Origin of the sequence: Polaribacter sp. R2A056_3_33, from assembly GCF_019278485.1 — a bacterium.
Classification (GTDB): domain Bacteria; phylum Bacteroidota; class Bacteroidia; order Flavobacteriales; family Flavobacteriaceae; genus Polaribacter.
In genome coordinates this window covers 1,338,588-1,355,683 of sequence record NZ_CP058984.1, presented here as the reverse complement: position 1 = coordinate 1,355,683, position 17,096 = coordinate 1,338,588, and the positions used below count along the sequence as shown (strand labels likewise).

The 17,096-nt window shown below is 30.8% G+C and carries 19 protein-coding genes; 5 read left to right on the top strand and 14 right to left on the bottom strand.

The genetic code is table 11. The features are described from left to right. Nucleotides 1–160: 160 nt before the first annotated feature. Nucleotides 161–1,453 carry a tyrosine--tRNA ligase gene (tyrS, locus tag H0I29_RS05720; protein ID WP_218754724.1) on the bottom strand — a complete coding sequence of 431 codons (1,293 nt, stop codon included), beginning with the start codon at nt 1,451–1,453 and terminating at the stop codon, nt 161–163. 186 nt (nt 1,454–1,639) lie between these two features. Here tyrS and H0I29_RS05715 point away from each other — a divergent pair, with 186 nt between their 5' ends. After that, the gene (locus tag H0I29_RS05715; protein ID WP_218754723.1) at nt 1,640–2,665 is read left to right on the top strand and encodes an NAD-dependent epimerase/dehydratase family protein; all 1,026 of its coding nucleotides are present in this window, start codon (nt 1,640–1,642) and stop codon (nt 2,663–2,665) included. On the opposite strand, the gene H0I29_RS05710 is transcribed toward H0I29_RS05715, so the two are convergent. The 4 genes from H0I29_RS05710 to H0I29_RS05695 all read right to left on the bottom strand — a co-directional run bounded on the left by H0I29_RS05710 (nt 2,634) and on the right by H0I29_RS05695 (nt 5,714). Continuing rightward, complete coding sequence (locus H0I29_RS05710; protein WP_218754722.1) at nt 2,634–3,098, bottom strand: DUF4296 domain-containing protein; 465 nt, start codon at nt 3,096–3,098, stop codon at nt 2,634–2,636. The genes H0I29_RS05715 and H0I29_RS05710 overlap by 32 nt on opposite strands. Before the next feature lies 1 nt (nt 3,099). Continuing rightward, on the bottom strand, nt 3,100–4,440 hold the full coding sequence (locus H0I29_RS05705) for a dihydroorotase (protein ID WP_218754721.1): 1,341 nt from the start codon (nt 4,438–4,440) through the stop codon (nt 3,100–3,102). Nucleotides 4,441–4,528: 88 nt separating this feature from the next. Next, nucleotides 4,529–4,990, bottom strand: coding sequence for a GNAT family N-acetyltransferase (locus tag H0I29_RS05700; protein WP_218754720.1), 462 nt, complete (start codon nt 4,988–4,990; stop codon nt 4,529–4,531). After that, nucleotides 4,983–5,714, bottom strand: coding sequence for a polyprenol monophosphomannose synthase (locus tag H0I29_RS05695; RefSeq protein WP_218731882.1), 732 nt, complete (start codon nt 5,712–5,714; stop codon nt 4,983–4,985). The genes H0I29_RS05700 and H0I29_RS05695 overlap by 8 nt, the downstream gene beginning before the upstream one ends. 82 nt (nt 5,715–5,796) lie before the next feature. On the opposite strand from H0I29_RS05695, the gene H0I29_RS05690 reads away from it, so the two are divergent. After that, nucleotides 5,797–6,438 carry a DUF4271 domain-containing protein gene (locus tag H0I29_RS05690; protein ID WP_218754719.1) on the top strand — a complete coding sequence of 214 codons (642 nt, stop codon included), beginning with the start codon at nt 5,797–5,799 and terminating at the stop codon, nt 6,436–6,438. Between the two features lie 17 nt (nt 6,439–6,455). Then, the gene (locus tag H0I29_RS05685; RefSeq protein WP_218731880.1) at nt 6,456–7,202 is read left to right on the top strand and encodes a uroporphyrinogen-III synthase; all 747 of its coding nucleotides are present in this window, start codon (nt 6,456–6,458) and stop codon (nt 7,200–7,202) included. Nucleotides 7,203–7,290: 88 nt separating this feature from the next. Here H0I29_RS05685 and H0I29_RS05680 read toward each other — a convergent pair whose 3' ends face one another. The 5 genes from H0I29_RS05680 to radA form a co-directional block, all read right to left on the bottom strand. After that, nucleotides 7,291–8,094 carry a hypothetical protein gene (locus tag H0I29_RS05680; RefSeq protein ID WP_218754718.1) on the bottom strand — a complete coding sequence of 268 codons (804 nt, stop codon included), beginning with the start codon at nt 8,092–8,094 and terminating at the stop codon, nt 7,291–7,293. 319 nt (nt 8,095–8,413) lie between these two features. Then, entirely contained in the window at nt 8,414–8,737 is a 324-nt protein-coding gene (locus H0I29_RS05675; protein WP_218754717.1) for a hypothetical protein, read from the bottom strand. 2 nt (nt 8,738–8,739) lie between these two features. Then, nucleotides 8,740–9,708 (bottom strand): permease, encoded by a 969-nt coding sequence (locus tag H0I29_RS05670; RefSeq protein WP_218754716.1) that lies wholly within the window; start codon nt 9,706–9,708, stop codon nt 8,740–8,742. An 83-nt stretch (nt 9,709–9,791) separates the two neighbouring features. Further along, a complete protein-coding gene (locus tag H0I29_RS05665) occupies nt 9,792–10,127 on the bottom strand; it encodes a metalloregulator ArsR/SmtB family transcription factor (RefSeq protein WP_218754715.1) in 336 nt (111 codons plus the stop codon). A gap of 254 nt (nt 10,128–10,381) precedes the next feature. After that, nucleotides 10,382–11,743, bottom strand: a complete 1,362-nt coding sequence (gene radA, locus H0I29_RS05660) for a DNA repair protein RadA (protein WP_218754714.1) — start codon at nt 11,741–11,743, stop codon at nt 10,382–10,384. A gap of 325 nt (nt 11,744–12,068) precedes the next feature. Here radA and H0I29_RS05655 point away from each other — a divergent pair, with 325 nt between their 5' ends. Then, on the top strand, nt 12,069–12,983 hold the full coding sequence (locus H0I29_RS05655) for an NAD(P)-dependent oxidoreductase (RefSeq protein WP_218754713.1): 915 nt from the start codon (nt 12,069–12,071) through the stop codon (nt 12,981–12,983). Here H0I29_RS05655 and H0I29_RS05650 read toward each other — a convergent pair. The 4 genes from H0I29_RS05650 to panC form a co-directional block, all read right to left on the bottom strand. Continuing rightward, nucleotides 12,970–13,770: an aspartate dehydrogenase domain-containing protein gene (locus H0I29_RS05650; RefSeq protein ID WP_218754712.1), complete on the bottom strand. Its 801-nt coding sequence runs from the start codon at nt 13,768–13,770 to the stop codon at nt 12,970–12,972. The two genes, H0I29_RS05655 and H0I29_RS05650, sit on opposite strands and share 14 nt — an antisense overlap. 243 nt (nt 13,771–14,013) lie before the next feature. Continuing rightward, nucleotides 14,014–14,916: a lysylphosphatidylglycerol synthase transmembrane domain-containing protein gene (locus H0I29_RS05645; RefSeq protein ID WP_254712704.1), complete on the bottom strand. Its 903-nt coding sequence runs from the start codon at nt 14,914–14,916 to the stop codon at nt 14,014–14,016. A 44-nt stretch (nt 14,917–14,960) separates the two neighbouring features. Next, nucleotides 14,961–15,311, bottom strand: coding sequence for an aspartate 1-decarboxylase (gene panD, locus H0I29_RS05640; protein WP_165731587.1), 351 nt, complete (start codon nt 15,309–15,311; stop codon nt 14,961–14,963). A 31-nt stretch (nt 15,312–15,342) separates the two neighbouring features. Continuing rightward, entirely contained in the window at nt 15,343–16,188 is an 846-nt protein-coding gene (gene panC / locus H0I29_RS05635; protein ID WP_218754710.1) for a pantoate--beta-alanine ligase, read from the bottom strand. A gap of 97 nt (nt 16,189–16,285) precedes the next feature. Between panC and H0I29_RS05630 the strand changes: the two genes are divergently transcribed. Next, nucleotides 16,286–17,095, top strand: coding sequence for a glycogen/starch synthase (locus tag H0I29_RS05630; RefSeq protein WP_218731870.1), 810 nt, complete (start codon nt 16,286–16,288; stop codon nt 17,093–17,095). The last annotated feature ends 1 nt before the right edge of the window (nt 17,096 follow it).

Genomic DNA, 17,096 nt, shown 5'->3' with positions numbered 1-17,096 from the left:
GTGAATGTTGTAAAAAAAAGAGCTGATTCAATCAGCTCTTTTTTATATTTACCCCTTATGTAATTTCGAAACTTCTTTAGATTATTCATTATTAGTGCTTATATCTACTCTATATTAAAACAATTTTTAATCTCAGAAATATTCGAATGAGCTTTATAATTTACTCAACTACTAATAAATAATATGTTTTTTTACCACGTTGTAACAACACATATTTATTTGCAATTAGATCTTCTTTAGTAATAGAATAATCTTCTTTTATTTTTTCTTTATTTACCGAAATTGCATTTTCTTTTAAAGCTCTTCTTGCATCTCCATTAGATTTTAAGAAATTTGTTTTAGCAGCCAAAGCACCAATCATATCTAAACCTTCCTCAATATCAGTCGTAGATACTGTTGCTTGTGGTACTCCATCAAAGACATCTAAAAACGTTTGTTCATCTAAAGACTTTAAATCAGAAGCAGTAGATTTCCCGAATAAAATATTAGAAGCTTTTAAAGCATTTGCATAAGCTTCTTTACCATGTGTTAAAATAGTAACTTCTTCCCCTAATTTTTTCTGTAACAAACGTAAATGCGGATTTTCTTTGTGCTCAGCAATTAAGTTTTCTACAGTTTCTTTGTCTAAAAATGTAAACTTTTTAATAAAGTTCTCTGCATCTTCATCCGAAGAATTTAACCAATATTGGTAGTATTTGTATGGAGAAGTTCTGTCTGTATTTAACCAAACATTTCCGCCTTCTGTTTTACCAAATTTTGTTCCGTCTGCTTTTGTTACTAAAGGAACCGTAATTGCATACGCTTTTCCTTGTGCTTTTCTACGAATTAATTCTGTACCTGTGGTAATATTTCCCCACTGATCTGAACCACCCATTTGCAGTCTACAATTTTTTTCTTGGTATAAATGATAAAAATCGTATCCTTGAAATAATTGGTAGGTGAATTCTGTAAAACTCATACCAACTGAAGATTCAGAACTCAAACGTTTCTTTACAGAATCTTTAGCCATCATGTAGTTTACAGTAATATGTTTTCCTGTATCTCTTACAAAATCGATTAATGAAATATCTTTCATCCAATCGTAATTGTTAACCAATTCTGCTTTGTTTTCTGCGGTAGCATCAAAATCTAAAAAACGTTCTAAATTTTCTCTAACTCCGGCTATATTTTTAGCTAATGTTGCTTCGTCTAACAAATTACGTTCAGCAGATTTTCCAGAAGGATCACCAACCATACCAGTAGCTCCACCAATTAAAGCAATAGGATTATGACCTGCATTTTGAAAGTGTTTCAAAATAAATATTTGCACCAAACTACCAATATGTAGAGAGTCTGCAGTTGGATCAAAACCAATATAACCAGCAGTTTTATTTTTTAATAAATAGTCTTCAGTGTCAGGCATAATATCATGCAATAATCCACGCCAGCGTAATTCTTCAACAAAATTTGTCATTATAAGTCTAAATTAATTCAATTCAAAATACGAATGCCAAATTCAGCTTGTTTAAGTTTTGTGTCTTGATCGTTTAAATTATCAATCTGGACAAGCTCAATTTGACATCTTAATAGCAATTATTTATTTGCTATTTTTCATTATGCAAAGATAAACTTATCAATGAAAATATCATAAATTCGCGTTATGATTTTAGTTACCGGAGGAACAGGTTTAGTTGGCGCACATTTATTGTATCATTTGGTTAAGAATGATGAAAAAATACGTGCTATTTACCGTTCTGAAGAAAGAATTAAAAAAGTAAAAGAAGTCTTTTCTTTTTATACGGATGATGTTGGGAACTTAATTTCTAAAATAGAATGGTTTAAAGCAGATATTACAGATGTTCCTGCTATGATTCCTGCTTTTATTGGAATTGAAAAAATATATCACTGCGCAGCATTTATTTCCTTTAATCCGAAAGATTATAGGGAAATGCGTAAAGTAAATATACATGGAACAGCGATTATTGTAAACCTTGCCATTGATGCAAATGTTCATAAAATTTGTTTTGTAGGTTCTATTGCTTCTGTGGGAGATTCTCTAAAAGGTGGTCTTATCACCGAAGAGAATGAATGGAACCCAGAATCTGATAATAGTGGATATTCGATAACGAAATTTGGGGGAGAAATGGAAATTTGGCGTGCAAGCCAAGAAGGAGTAGATGTAGTTATAGTAAACCCAGGTATTATTTTAGGGAGTGGTTTTTTTAGAGCGGGTTCTGGTAAAATGTTTACACAGGTTTATAACGGTTTTAGCTATTATACAGAAGGAATTACTGGTTTTGTAGGTGTAAAAGATGTGGTTGCAGCAATGGTTAAATTGATGAATTCTAGCATTAAAAATGAACGTTTTATTTTAGTTGCAGAGAATAAATCTTTTAAAGAAATTTTCTTTTCTATTGCAGATGCTTTCGGTAAAAAAAGACCAACAAAAAATATTCAGCCTTGGCAAACTGCTATTTTTTGGAGAGTTTCTTGGGTGTTGTCTCTATTTTCAAGAAAAGCACCATTGTTGAGCAAGTATTCAGCAAGAAGTGCACATTCGGTATCTAAATACTCCTCAGAAAAAATTGAAAAAACAATACCTTTTCAATTTGAGAAAATTGATACTGTTATTAAAGAGGTATCTCAGAAATACGTTAAATCTTTATCTGAAATTCCTCCAAGTTAGGATCTAAAATCTTTTCTTCCTTTCTTATAGAATCTAATTTTTTCAACTTTTTTCCAACTTTTTTAATAGAGTCTCTTCTAATAGAGTCTTTTCGTGAGCTTATTTTATTGTAAAAATCCTTTTTATCTTCTAAGTTTTTTTTAACATCGGTAATCATTTCCTCGTATAAATCTATTTTGGAGGTATAGTATAAGTTGCTATTTTGAAAACGTAGGCTATCAATTTTATACTTATCATATATAAAAGCCATGTAATTTACTTTCTTTTGCTCGTTTTTGTTTTGTATAAATTTTGCAGAAGAAGCAATCATCATATCCCCAAGTAATAAAGTCATTGTATCTCTAGGAATGAGGTCTTCTGGTTCTTTAAAAATAGTGTTACTTGTACAAGATGCGAAGAAAAGAAAAACAAAAAAATAACTTAAATTTTTCATATTAACGATTAAAAGTCAGGCGTTTTCCTTTAATATTATCATTAAAGACACCATTATTATAAATTAAATTTCCGTTTACAAAAGTATGTGTAATGGTTGATGAAAACGTTGTGCCTTCAAAAGGAGACCAACCACATTTGTATAAAATATTGTCTTTAGAAATAGTTTGTGGTTTGTTGGTATCAATTAAAACGATATCTGCAAAATACCCTTCTTTTATAAAGCCTCGTTTTTCAATTTGAAATAATTTTGCCGGATTATGGCTCATTTTTTCAACTAATTTTTCAATAGGAATTACTCCTTCTTTTACTTTTTCTAAAAGCGCAATAACTGCATGTTGCACTAAAGGTCCACCACTTGGTGCTTTCGTATACACATTTGTTTTTTCTTCTAAAGTATGCGGAGCGTGGTCTGTAGCTAAAACATCAATTCTATCATCTAACAAGGCTTCCCATAAACCAAGTCTGTCTTTTTCTGTTTTTACTGCCGGATTCCATTTAATATGGGTTCCTTTTTCTTCATAATCTTTATCTGAAAACCATAAGTGATGCACACAAACTTCTGCAGTAATTTGTTTTTCTTCCAAAGGAATATCGTTTCTAAAAAGTTCGGTTTCTTTAGCGGTTGAAACATGAAAAATATGCAATCTTGCACCCGTTTTCTTAGCCAACTCAATAGCTTTAGAAGATGATAAATAACAAGCTTCTTCACTTCTAATAATCGGATGGTATTTTACCGGAATATCTTCTCCGTATTTATCAACAAACTCTTGTGTATTTTTTCTGATAGTTGCTTCATCTTCACAATGCACAGAAATAATCATTTTTGTTGATGAGAAAATTTTCTCTAGAATTTCTTCATTATCAACCAACATATTTCCAGTTGAAGAACCTAAGAATAATTTAATTCCGGCTACTTTTTTAGGATCTGTTTTTAATAATTCGTCTAAATTATCGTTTGTTCCACCAAACATAAAAGAATAATTAGCGTAAGAATCGTTTGCTGCTATTATAAATTTATCTTCTAATAAATCTTGTGTTGTAGCTTGTGGTACCGTGTTTGGCATTTCTATAAAAGTAGTAATTCCGCCAGCAACGGCAGCTCTACTTTCTGTAGCAATATTTGCTTTATGTGTTAAACCAGGTTCTCTAAAATGTACTTGATCATCTATAAAACCAGGAATTAAAAACTTCTCTTCTGCATCAATAACTTCAAGATCTCCAGTTGTTTTTATGTCTGATGAAATTTCTTTTATAATTCCGTTTTCAATGAGAACATCCCCTAAGAAAGTTTTGTTTTCATTTACGATTCTTGCGTTTTTTATTAAAGTCGATTTCGCCATTTCTTATAATTGTTTTTACTGAAAATACTTTGCTGATTTTTGCAAAGTTAGTAAAGTTTTTAATTGTTTTTTTTACTATTCCTATCTATTAAATACTCATTTTCATGTTCACTAAGATTTTTGTAAAACCAAAGCGTTCATAAGATTTTATTGCTGCAGAATTATTGCTATAAACATCCAATCTTAATTCTTTTAAATCTTTTTTTACTGCCCAATCTTTTAAAGACTCTAAAATTAAATTACTAATCTTGTTTCCTCTAAAAGCTGGTTTTACAAATATAAAACCAATATAACCATGTTTTGGATTTTTGTGATAATGTTTAGAGTTTTCTATTCTTAGGTAACCAGAAGCAACTAATTGATTGTTAGAAGTAGCAACAATAAAATAAATGTCTTCATTAGTAATTAATTCGGGTATATTATAATAAGACAATTTACCATTACCTAAAAAAGGATCTAAAGGTCTTTCTGCAGTAACAACACCTTGTTCAAACTCCAGTAATGTCTCTAAATCTTTTAAATTCGCAGTTCTAATAGAAATTTTATTCATAAACTTTTTTTGGTAATCCTTTTAATCTCATTTTTATCACACCAAATAAAGCTTCAGAAATAATGTTTCCACTCATTTTAGAAGTTCCTAATGTTCTATCAGTAAAAACTACAGATACTTCTTTTATATTAAAACCGTGTTTCCATGCTTTAAATTTCATTTCTATCTGAAAAGCGTAGCCAATAAATTTTATTTTGTCTAATGCTATGGTTTCGAGTACATTTCTTTTCCAACAAACAAAACCTGCTGTAGTGTCGCAAACCGGAATTCTAGTAATAAAGCGGACGTATTTAGAAGCAAAATAAGAAAGTAAAACCCGCTTCATAGGCCAGTTCACAACATTTACACCTTGTGAATATCTAGAGCCAATAGAAACATCTGCCCCCTTTTTTTTACAAGCTTTATACAAGTGAATTAAATCTTTTGGATTGTGAGAAAAGTCGGCATCCATTTCAATAATATAGTCATATTTTTTAGCAATGGCCCATTTAAAACCATGTATATAAGCAGTACCTAAACCACTTTTGCCGATTCTTCTTTCTAAAAAAAGCTGATTTGGGAATTCTAAAATTAAGTTTTCTACTATTTCTGAGGTTCCATCAGGAGAATTGTCATCTACAACTAAAATATGAAATTCTTGCTTTTGATTAAAAGTGGCTCTAATAATAGCTTCTATATTTTCTTTTTCGTTATAAGTAGGTATTATGACTAACGCATCTGACATAAATAAAATTTCATGTGGTAAGTAGACAAATATACATTATTTAATTACTAATTTTGTGTTAATCTTACCAAAACAAAAATAGGTGCAAGCAATAGAAAGAGTAGTAATAGATAACAGTTGGATTACCATATTATTGGTATGCTTGTTTGCTTGTGTTTTCCTTTTAAGAGGGTTAAGTGTTGTAAGGTTAAGAGGTACTGTATCTTCTTTGTTTAATGAAAGTTTTATCGAATCTGAAATAGAAGAAAATACTTCTTTTTTTAACCCTTTTAAAAATGTCATTTTTATTTTTTCGATTACAGTTCTTGCTTTATTAACCTATAAAATCTATTTGTATTATAATTCTTCTGCAGAACAAGGTTTTTATATTTTTCTGCAGATTTTTGGAGTTGTTTTTTCATATTTAACGATTAAAAGGCTATTAGAATTCTTGCTTTCTGTAGTTTTTAAGATTGATAAAAAGCTAGATTTCTTTTTAGTTTCTAAGTCCGTCTATTTATATTCTGTTTCTTTTTTTCTACTTATAGCTATTGTTTTAGTGGAATACTCACAGTTAGACACCCCTTTTTTAGTCTATTTTTCGACACTTTTATTTTCTATTCGATTTATATTTCATGCGGTAATTAATAAAAAGCTGGTTTTTAGCGAGTTGTTTTATTTTATTTTGTACCTTTGCGCGGTCGAAATAGCACCGCTATTTGTACTGTTTAGATTGCTGTTTTAACTAGAAAAAAGAAGCATATGAAAGTGAAAACGATCTTAGTATCGCAACCAGAACCAAAGACTGAAACTTCCCCTTATTTTGACTTGTCTGATAAACAAAAAGTAAAGATAGATTTTAGACCATTTATTCATGTAGAAGGTATATCTGTCAAAGAAGTAAGAGGAGAAAAAGTTGATTTACATAATTTTACAGCTATTATTTTAACAAGTAGAAATGCCGTAGATCATTTTTTTAGAATTGCAGAAGAAATGCGCTTTAAAGTGCCAGATTCAATGAAGTACTTTTGTCAGTCGGAGGCAGTAGCTTATTACTTACAGAAATATGTGGTATATAGAAAGCGTAAAATTTATGTTGGTCCTAGATCATTTCTAGAATTAACAAAATTAATTAAGAAACATAAGACGGAAAAGTTTTTATTACCAAGTTCAGATAAATTAAAACCTTTAATTCCAGAAGAATTAGATAAATTAGGAATAAACTGGAAACGATTAGATTTATATAGAACAGTCGTTAGTGATTTGTCTGATTTAGAAGATGTATTTTATGATGTTTTGGTGTTCTTTAGCCCATCAGGAATAGAATCTCTTTTAAAGAATTTCCCTAATTTTCAGCAAAAAGAAACAAGAATTGCTGCTTTTGGTAATTCTACAGTAAAAGCTGTAACAGATGCTGGTTTTAAGTGTGATATCACGGCACCGTCACCAGAAACACCTTCTATGACAATGGCTTTAGATAAATACATAAAATTAGCAAATAAGAAGTAATATTTCTTATAGCTCTATAAATTACATAAAAAAAACCAAGCATAATTGCTTGGTTTTTTTTATGATTCTTTTTTAGTTATAAATTTAATTATTTTTTTAAAGTAACTGTTCTATCAACACTATTAAAAGGTCCAGGAATTAAATTTCCTTCTGCATCTATTAATTCTAATTTTATAAAAACTTTTCCTTTTGGTAAACCTTTAATTACCTGTGGTGCCCATTCTGTGATTATAAATTCTTTCTCATTAATAGTTGCACGAACTTTAGTACCGTTTTCTGAAAGTTGTGTATTTAATACGAAAAAATCTAGTAATAGATTCTCTGTATCTTTTCCAGAATATTCTCCTTTTGGGCGACTATAAATAAGTGTTGGTGCATTTATATCTAAATTGTTATCGTCTTTAGTGTCTTCTCCGACAATTAATTTTTTAACAACTACAGCATTTTCGTTTTTAACAGATTCATGATAAGATCTACTTAAAAAAGCCACTAAATGATGCACTCCATTAGGCATATCTTTTTTAAATGTTGGTTCGTAATGTGCAGAATATGGCTCGTTATTCAAAATAAAATGAATATGTTGTCCTTTTGCTGAATTTGCTAAAAGCGCTGTGTCTTTACTTTGTGTTAATGCACCTAATTCGTAATTATTTACTTCAAAATTAAAAGCAGTTTCACCAACAGTTTTTATTACCGTATCACTTGGTGTTGTCATTTTAAGCGAAGCTGTAGCGTATTCCGGTGAGTTTTCTAATTTTTCTAAGGTAATTTCTGTAATTTTTTCAGGAGTATCGTTCACTTTTTCCTTTTTAGTCTCTTTACAGCCTACAAGTGTTATTAAAGTTAAACAGATAATACTTAATATTCTTAATTTCGTCTTTCTTAATTTCATCTTTTTTGTTGTTTTAAGTTAATGACATTTAGTTATAAAGTCCAAATATCAAAACTTTTTAAGGTTAATAATATAACAATAGCATTATATATGAACTCAATCCATAAAAGAAATGATTTTTAATTTTAGAAGCTATTTCCTGCTTTCGCTACTCGCTTTTTTTGTAAAAAAAAACAAAAAAGAGCTAAAACATACCGCTCAATCAGGGCTAAACTTGTTTGCTTTCTTTTAGATTAATAGGTGTTTTTTCCTTTTTTTATAATTAGAAAAAACACCTACTTTATTAAATATTCACTTGCCTAAAAGAAGAGGTTTTACTTCAACTAGCATTTTTATATCGGAATAATGCTAAATAATTAATAACTATAAGTACAAAACCTAGAGCAACAATAACTCCTGAATGCATTAAGTTTATAATAATTAAATCTTTACTAGCTCCTGATAGTATAGAATACCAAAGTAGGGGACAGAATATCCCAATCAATATAATATCCCGTCCTGTTTTTATCCCTTTCTTTAATGTTTCAATTTTGGTGTTATTTTTCTTTTTATCTTTTTTTTTACCTTGTAGAGTTTCAATACATTTTTTCCCCATTATTGAATAAGGACATGCTTTTATTATTTTTTTTATAAATTTTATCATAACTAAAAGAAGAAATAAAATATAAAACCACCTACTACAGCCATTGTCATCACAGACAAAACAAAGGCTATTATGGCTTTCGTTTTTAACATAGAAGAAATTATTGCTATTTCTGGTAAACTAGCTCCTGTTCCTCCTATAATTAATGCCATTGCAGCTCCCATACTCATTCCTTTAACAATAAGAGCATTTAAAATAGGTATAGCCATTTCAATTCTTAAGTATAGAGGAATACCAACAGTTGCTGCTATAGGAATGGCTAGTGGACTATCATTTCCTAAATACTTTTCTACCCATGCGTCTGGTACAAAAACAGCAGAAACAGCACTAATAAGTGCACCAACTAAAACATAAGGAAAGATTCGTTTAAATAATGCCCATGCAAAAGTAAGCGCTTCTTTTAGTCTAGGGTTAGTTGTATTTGTTTGGTTGCAAGAAGTTTTTGAATACGTTTCTGATTGATTGTTAGAATTGCAGTCTTGTGTATTTATAGGTTGAGGAGTACAAGTTGAAGAGAGGGTAGAAGGGGTTAAGTTAATTCTTTTTACCTCGTTTTTTAATGAAGTTTTACCAGCAAGTGTTCCAATTAAAACAGCTCCAATAAAAACAATTAAAAAGTATACCAAAGCAACTTCCCACCCAAAAACACCAAAAATAAAACCAACTACAACAAAATTAGCCAATGGTGCGGCGAGTAAAAATGAAAAAACCATTGAAAAAGGAGCTCCCATTTCTATCATTCCCATAGATACCGGAACCATTGATGCGCTACAAAATGGAGTTGGAATACCTATTAAAGCTCCCATTAAACCGCCATATTTTCCTGTTTTAGATAGTTTCTTTTGAAGTTTTTCTTGAGGGATAAATGCTCTTATTAAGCCAGTAAATATAGATACTAAGGCAATAATAAATATTAAGACCACACCTACGTGTATAAATTCTTCTAGAGCTAAATTAAATTTTTCATTCATGATATTTGTTTTATTAAAATTAATTATATGTGAAAAAACACATATGTTGTTATAAAAAAAGGTTAAGTATTATTTGTTGTTTTCTATTTTTCGCGTCTATCTAGTAGTGTTTTACATTTAGTTAATTCTTTTTTCATATCTTTTTCTGGTATTGCGCTAATAGTTTTTTGCATTAAAAGTCTAAATTCATTTTTGGTTGAAGTTAAATAGTAAAACACCCATTTTCCTTCTTTTACCTCTTCTATTAGTTGGGCGTCTTTTAATATTCTTAAGTGGCGAGATATATTGTATTGACGCTCTTCTAAGACTTCTACAATTTCTGAAACGCAAATTTTTTCATCAATATTAGTAAGCAACCAAACAATTTTTAATCTTGTCTCATCCGACAAAGCTTTTAGTATTTTGGTGTATTTATCCATGCTTTTATTTTTTTTATATGTGTAAAAACACATATGATTGACGGGTGCAAATGTATATTATTTTTTCAAATATTAAAACTTATTTTTTTATTAAAAAATAATGGCAAATTAGAGTAAGGAGTAAAATTATTTTTTTGTAAAAAGCATCTATATTTTAAAATTTAAATAGAATTCACATGCTATAAGTAGTTTAACTTTAAGTGAATTTATTTTAATAATTTATTACCTACAATTCTTAAAATATAGAATTTATTCTATGCAAACAAAGTAGCAAAAGCTTCTTCAATCTTACCAACCAAAACCAACCTAATACCATGATTTTTAGAAGAAATCTTATTGTATTTAGAAGCTACAAGAGTTTTATAGCCTAATTTTTCTGCTTCTGTAATTCTTTGGTCAATTTTAGAAACAGGTCTTATTTCTCCTGCCAAACCAACTTCTGCAGCAAAACATACATTTGGGTTAATTGCAACATCTTGGTTAGATGATAAAATGGCGGCTACAACGGCTAAGTCAATTGCTGGATCATCTACATTTATTCCTCCTGTAATATTTAAAAAGACATCTTTTGCACCTAATTTAAAGCCAGCTCTTTTTTCTAGAACCGCTAAAATCATATTTAATCTTTTTAAATTATAACCAGTTGTAGAACGTTGTGGAGTTCCGTAAACAGCTGTAGAAACCAAGGCTTGAATTTCTATCATTAAAGGTCTAATCCCTTCTAAAGTACTTGCAATTGCAGTTCCGCTTAAGTCTGCATCCTTTTTAGAAATTAAAATTTCAGACGGATTAGAGATTTCTCTCAATCCGTTAGAAAGCATTTCATAAATTCCTAACTCTGATGTAGAACCAAATCTGTTTTTCTGACTTCTTAAAATTCTGTAGGTATGATTTCTGTCGCCTTCAAATTGTAAAACAACATCTACCATGTGCTCTAAAATTTTTGGTCCCGCAATGTTTCCGTCTTTGTTTATGTGCCCAATTAATAAAACTGGAGTCGCAGTTTCTTTGGCGTATTTTATGAGTTCTGCAGCAGTTTCTCTAATTTGAGAAATGCTACCAGGAGAAGCTTCTATAGAACTTGTATGTAATGTTTGTATAGAGTCTATTACCAAAACATCTGGCATTGTTTCTTCTATATTTTTAAAGATGTTTTGGGTGTTGGTTTCCGTTAAAATTAAACAGTTAGAATTATTTGCTTCCAACCTTTCGGCTCTCATTTTTATTTGAGACTGACTTTCTTCACCAGAAACATACAGTACTTTCTGACTAATATTTAAGGCAACTTGCAATAATAAGGTCGATTTTCCAATTCCAGGTTCACCACCTAAAAGTGTTACAGAGCCTTTTACCAATCCGCCTCCTAAAACCGTGTCTAATTCGTTGTTATTGGTAACAATTCTTTCTTCTGGATTTAGTTGAATGTCTGCAACTTTTAAAGGTTTGTTTATGGTTTGTTTTGCAGTTGTAGATTGTTTCCAAACGCGTTTTTCTTCCTTCTGTATTACTTCTTCTACAATGGTATTCCATTCTTTACAAGCACCACATTGTCCTACCCACTTTGCATGTTGGGTTCCACAGTTCTGACAGAAAAAAGTAGTTTTGGTTTTAGCCATTTGAAAAAAGTTTACAATTTTTTTGAGGAACAAAGTTACAAAGTTTATAAGCTTATTGGTTTTAAAAAAAAATAATAAAAAAAGAAATATCAAAAAGCTAACAAACAGTTGCGTTAGTGATTGAACGACTTGTTTGAGCTCTTTTTCTTTTGCTGTTTTTTTAGCAAAAGAAAAAAGCGAGTAGTGAAAGCGCGACCTTTTTTAGGGAACGTCCAAAAAATAATGTAGACTAAAGAATAGTTTAAAGTTACGTTAAAAATTAGTTCTTACAAGGGATATTTCTTATGTTGCCGTCTTTCATTTACAACAAATAAAAAAGTGAATTATGTTTAAAAAACTTATAGGAATAGAGCCTTTAGAGTTAATTGAGTCAGTTAATATAAAATTAGAGTCTTTAACAGAAAACCTACTATTATACACAGACAGACCAACAACAGACGATGAGATTGTAGCGCGTATTGGTGATGCAGATGGTGTTTTATTAAGTTATACTACTACATTAACAAAAGAAATTTTAGAGCGTTGTCCGAACATAAAATATATAGGTATGTGCTGTTCGTTGTATGCGCCAGAAAGTGCTAATGTAGATATTAACTATGCAAATTCTCGTGGTATTACCGTTACTGGTGTGCGTGATTATGGAGATGAGGGAGTTGTAGAATATGTAATTAGTGAGTTGGTAAGATGTTTACATGGTTTTGGAACTACTTCTGATGGTAAACCAAGAAATGCTTGGGGCGGAATTCCAAGAGAGATTACAGGATTAAAAGTAGGGATTGTAGGTTTGGGTAAATCTGGTGGTATGGTTGCGGATGCACTTCACTTTTTAGGTGCAGAAATCACTTATTTTGCTAGAAGCGAAAAACAAGATGCTAAAGCAAAAGGCTATGAGTTTTTACCATTAGAAGAACTAATGGAAACAAATGAAGTTGTGATTGCTTGTTTAAATAAAAACATAGTTTTATTGCATGAAAACGAGTTTATTAAATTTGGTAATCATAAAATATTATTCAATACAGGATTATCACCTGCTTGGGATGCTGAGCCTTTTAATAAGTGGTTAGCAGCAGGTGACAATGCCGTATACTGTGATACTCTTGGTGCTTTAGGTGATAAAGAGCTTTTAAATAATCCTAAAGTTAATTGCTTAGAAGTTTCTACGGGTAGAACACAACAAGCGTTTGTTAGATTAAGTGAAAAGGTATTAGCTAACTTAATAGCTTATTTTAAAAAGCAATAGGCGAAGTAATATTTCGCAATGTATTAACAATACTCCAGCCAGCAATTTTTGCCGTTTGACTATAAATGTTTAAAACGGCATGAATTTCCTGGCTTTTTATTTCTATACGATGATTATCGCCAACAAATTCTGGGGTAGTTTTAATAGAAACTTTTACGTTTTCTGGTCCTGTTGATGCCAATGCAGCTGCTACAGAAACGTTTACTTGTCTTGGGAAAAGTGCGATGGCTTCTACGGCAGTACCTTTAAAAGATGTATGTTCTTGCGTTTCTATAACAGGATTATAAACGGGGCTATTTCTCATGGCTCTTGGCGATTTTGTAGACTCGAAAGTCACTTCGCTTTCCTCCATTAAAGAGACGGTTCTTAGTACATCGAATCCTCCAACGGCTCCTGATGCAATATGAACTCGTGTACCATATTCTGAAGCTGTTTTTTTAACCTCTTCGTAAAAATCGGCATCTGCAAGACCTCCTATGGAGATTGTTACTATTGATGTTCCGTTTTTTAAGGTTGATAAAGCTAATTCTTTTAAAGAGTCTGGAGAAGATGCTTCAACAAGATAGTCTGGTTTTAGCATTAATAATTCTTCTAGAGAATGACATGCAGTACAGGTGTATCCTCTATCTATATTGTTAATATGATTTGAAAAAACCTCGGCCTTATTGAATGTTCTAGAGTATGTACCGATAATTTGAAAATCTGGCAACAAGCCTTTATCTAAAGCTTGTACAACGATGCTTGCAAGTCCGCCGCAACCTACAATTGCTAATGTTTTTTTTTCCATAACGGCAAACATATTCCTTTTTTACAGTATAGGCAATTATAAAAAGTTATTCAAAAGTTAAATGAAAAGGGTCTTGTAAATAGCTATTTACAAGACCCTTTTTCTAAAATTTTTACGTTAACGATTGAATATTTTAACAAGATCAAGACAGGCTCATTGTTTGATCTTTTTTCTTTTGCTGATTTTTTAGCAAAAGAAAAAAGCGAGTAGTGAAAGCGTAACCTTTTTAGGAATGCTTAAAAGTTATTTATTCTTATTGTAGATTGGTAGTGCAAAAAAAGCTAAACCTCCAAAAATGATAATCATTGCTGTTTGTGCGGTCCACATAATCCAACCAAAAGCGGTTGCAGGCTCTGTAGGTACATCAAACAACGCCAAGGCACCAGCTACAGCAATTGGGTATAATCCAATTCCGCCATTTGTTGCCGCAATGGAGAATCCACCGGCAATAAACCCTATTAATATTCCGCCAAACGGAACGTGTAAACCTTCAATTGCAGGAATTGTTGCCCAAAACATGGCAACGTACATTACCCAAATAAATACGGTATGAAAGATAAATGCCCATTTATTTTTCATTTTAAAAATACTAGTAACACCTTCTAACAAGCCGGCAACAAAGGTTTTAATTTTTAGTAAAAAACCAGATTTAGCTTTCTTTATAAATGATGTTAAAATGTAAAAACCAAGAATAAGAACGGTTAAGCCAATAATGATTTTTGTAGGATTAAAGTTTTTAGTTAAGAGGTCGTAAATAAAATCGAATTGAACAAAAAGTGTTATTGCAACGATAGAAAGCATCATGATTAAATCTGCAATACGTTCGGCTACAATAGTTCCAAATCCTTTTTCGAAAGGAATTTTCTCGTAGTTTGCCATTACAGTTGCTCTAGAAATTTCTCCAGCTCTTGGTATGGCTAAGTTTACTAAATAACCTACTAAAACAGCTAAAACACTATTTGTGTATTTGGGTTTAAAACCCAAAGGTTCTAACATGAATTTCCATCTATAAGCTCTAGAAAGGTGACTCAAAATTCCGAAAAATAGACCAAGGACAATCCAACCATATTTTGCGTCTTTAAAATATCCTATTAGAACATCTAAAGAGATTTTAGAGAGAGAGTACCATACTAAAAAACCTCCCAAAACGAGAGGTAGTATAGTTTTTAATATTTTTTTGATATTCAAACCTATGTAAGTGTATTGTCTTTTTCGTTAGGGAAAACTAAAGATGGCTTAAAGCTTTTTGCCTCTTCAAAATCCATGAATCCGTAAACGATTAGAATTAAAACGTCATTAACAGCAACTTTTCTTGCTGCTGCTCCGTTTAAGGTGATTTCTCCACTTCCACGAGGTCCAGGAATAGCGTATGTTTCTAAACGCTCGCCATTATTATTGTTTACAATTTGAACGCGTTCGCCTTCAATAATGTTGGCCGCATCCATTAAATCTTCATCAATGGTAATGCTTCCTATATAATTTAAATCTGCACCTGTAACTTTTACACGGTGGATTTTTGATTTTACAACTTGTACTAACATGGGGCAAAAATACTATTTTTTTTGATTACTACTATTTTAATCGAATGTTGTCTATCAATCGTATTTCTCCTGCATAAACTGCAATAAAAGCACGGTTTTTATTGTTAGATTCTTTATTTTTTATGGTTTCTAATGATTTTTCATCAGCAATTGTAAAATACTCTAATTCTAATAAAGGGTGTTCTTTAAACTGATTTTCTACCCACTCAGTTACGGTTACAGCATTTTCTATGCCAAATTTATTTTTAACTTTTTTAAGAGTTTTGTATATAAAAGGTGCTGCCTCTCTATGTTCTTTAGATAATCTAGCGTTTCTAGAACTCATTGCCAAACCATCTGCTTCTCTAAAAATGGGGCATCCTTTTATTTTTACAGGAAGTCTGTTTTTTCTAACCATTTTTTTGATAATCTGTAACTGCTGAAAATCCTTTTGACCAAAATAAGCTCTATTAGGTGTTACAATTTCGAAAAGGGTTTTTACGATGGTACCAACACCATCAAAATGACCTGTTCTAAACTTGCCTTCCATTTGGTGTTCTAGTCCGTCAAAATCAAATTTTTCTGAGGCTATGTTTTCTGCATAGATTTCTTCTACAGAAGGCAAAAATAATACATCACAAGAAACACTTTCTAGTAATTTAGTATCGTTTTCTATGGTTTTTGGGTATTTAATTAAGTCTTCTTGGTTATCAAACTGGGTTGGATTTACAAAAATACTTACTACAACTAGATCGTTTTTTTCGATTGCTTTTTTAATTAAAGATAAATGACCTTCGTGTAATGCGCCCATTGTTGGCACAAAACCTATGGTTTTATTATCCTCTTTTTTAGAGGTTAAATATGTATTTATTTCTTGTTTACTGTTAAAAATTTTCATCTTCAAAAATTAAGTAGAGTCTGCAAACTTACCAATTTAACACGATATTAGCATAAAAATTTGTATTTTTGCGCTTCTTATAAAAGAGTTTGATTTAATGAAGGACAAGAGAATATTATTTGTTTCATCTGAAGTAGTTCCATACTTACCCGAAACAGAGTTATCATCTACAGCCTTTAATGTTGCAAAAAACGCACATTCTAAAGGAGTACAAACAAGAATTTTCATGCCAAGATATGGCGTAATTAACGAGCGAAGACATCAGCTACACGAAGTAATTCGTTTATCTGGTATGAATCTAGTAGTTAATGATATGGATATGCCATTAATTATAAAAGTTGCTTCTATTCCTAAAGAAAGAATGCAAGTATATTTTATAGATAATGAAGAATATTTTAAACGAAAAGCCGTTTTTACAGATGAAGATGATGATTTGTTTGAGGATAATGATGAGCGCGCTATTTTCTTTGCAAAAGGAGTTATAGAAACTGTGAAAAAATTAAACTGGGCACCAGATATTATCCATGTTCATGGATGGATGGCTTCTCTTTTACCTCTTTATTTAAAAGAGTTTTATAAAGAAGAGCCTTTGTTTACCGAAAGTAAAATTATAACGTCTTTATATAACAACCCTTTTGAGGGAACGTTAGATGAATCTTTAGCTGATAAAGTGAAATTTGATAATATTTGTGACGAGAAAATTGCTACAATTAAAACACCAAACTTTACAAACATATTAAAAAGTGCGATAGAAAATTCTGACGCAATTATACATGGTAGTGAAGATATTTCAGAAGAATTGACTTCTTTTATAGAAGGTAAAGATATTCCAGTTTTAGAATATCAATCTGAAGATTTAAAGGAAAGTTATTTAAATTTTTATGCTGATTTAATTTCAGCTAATTAAT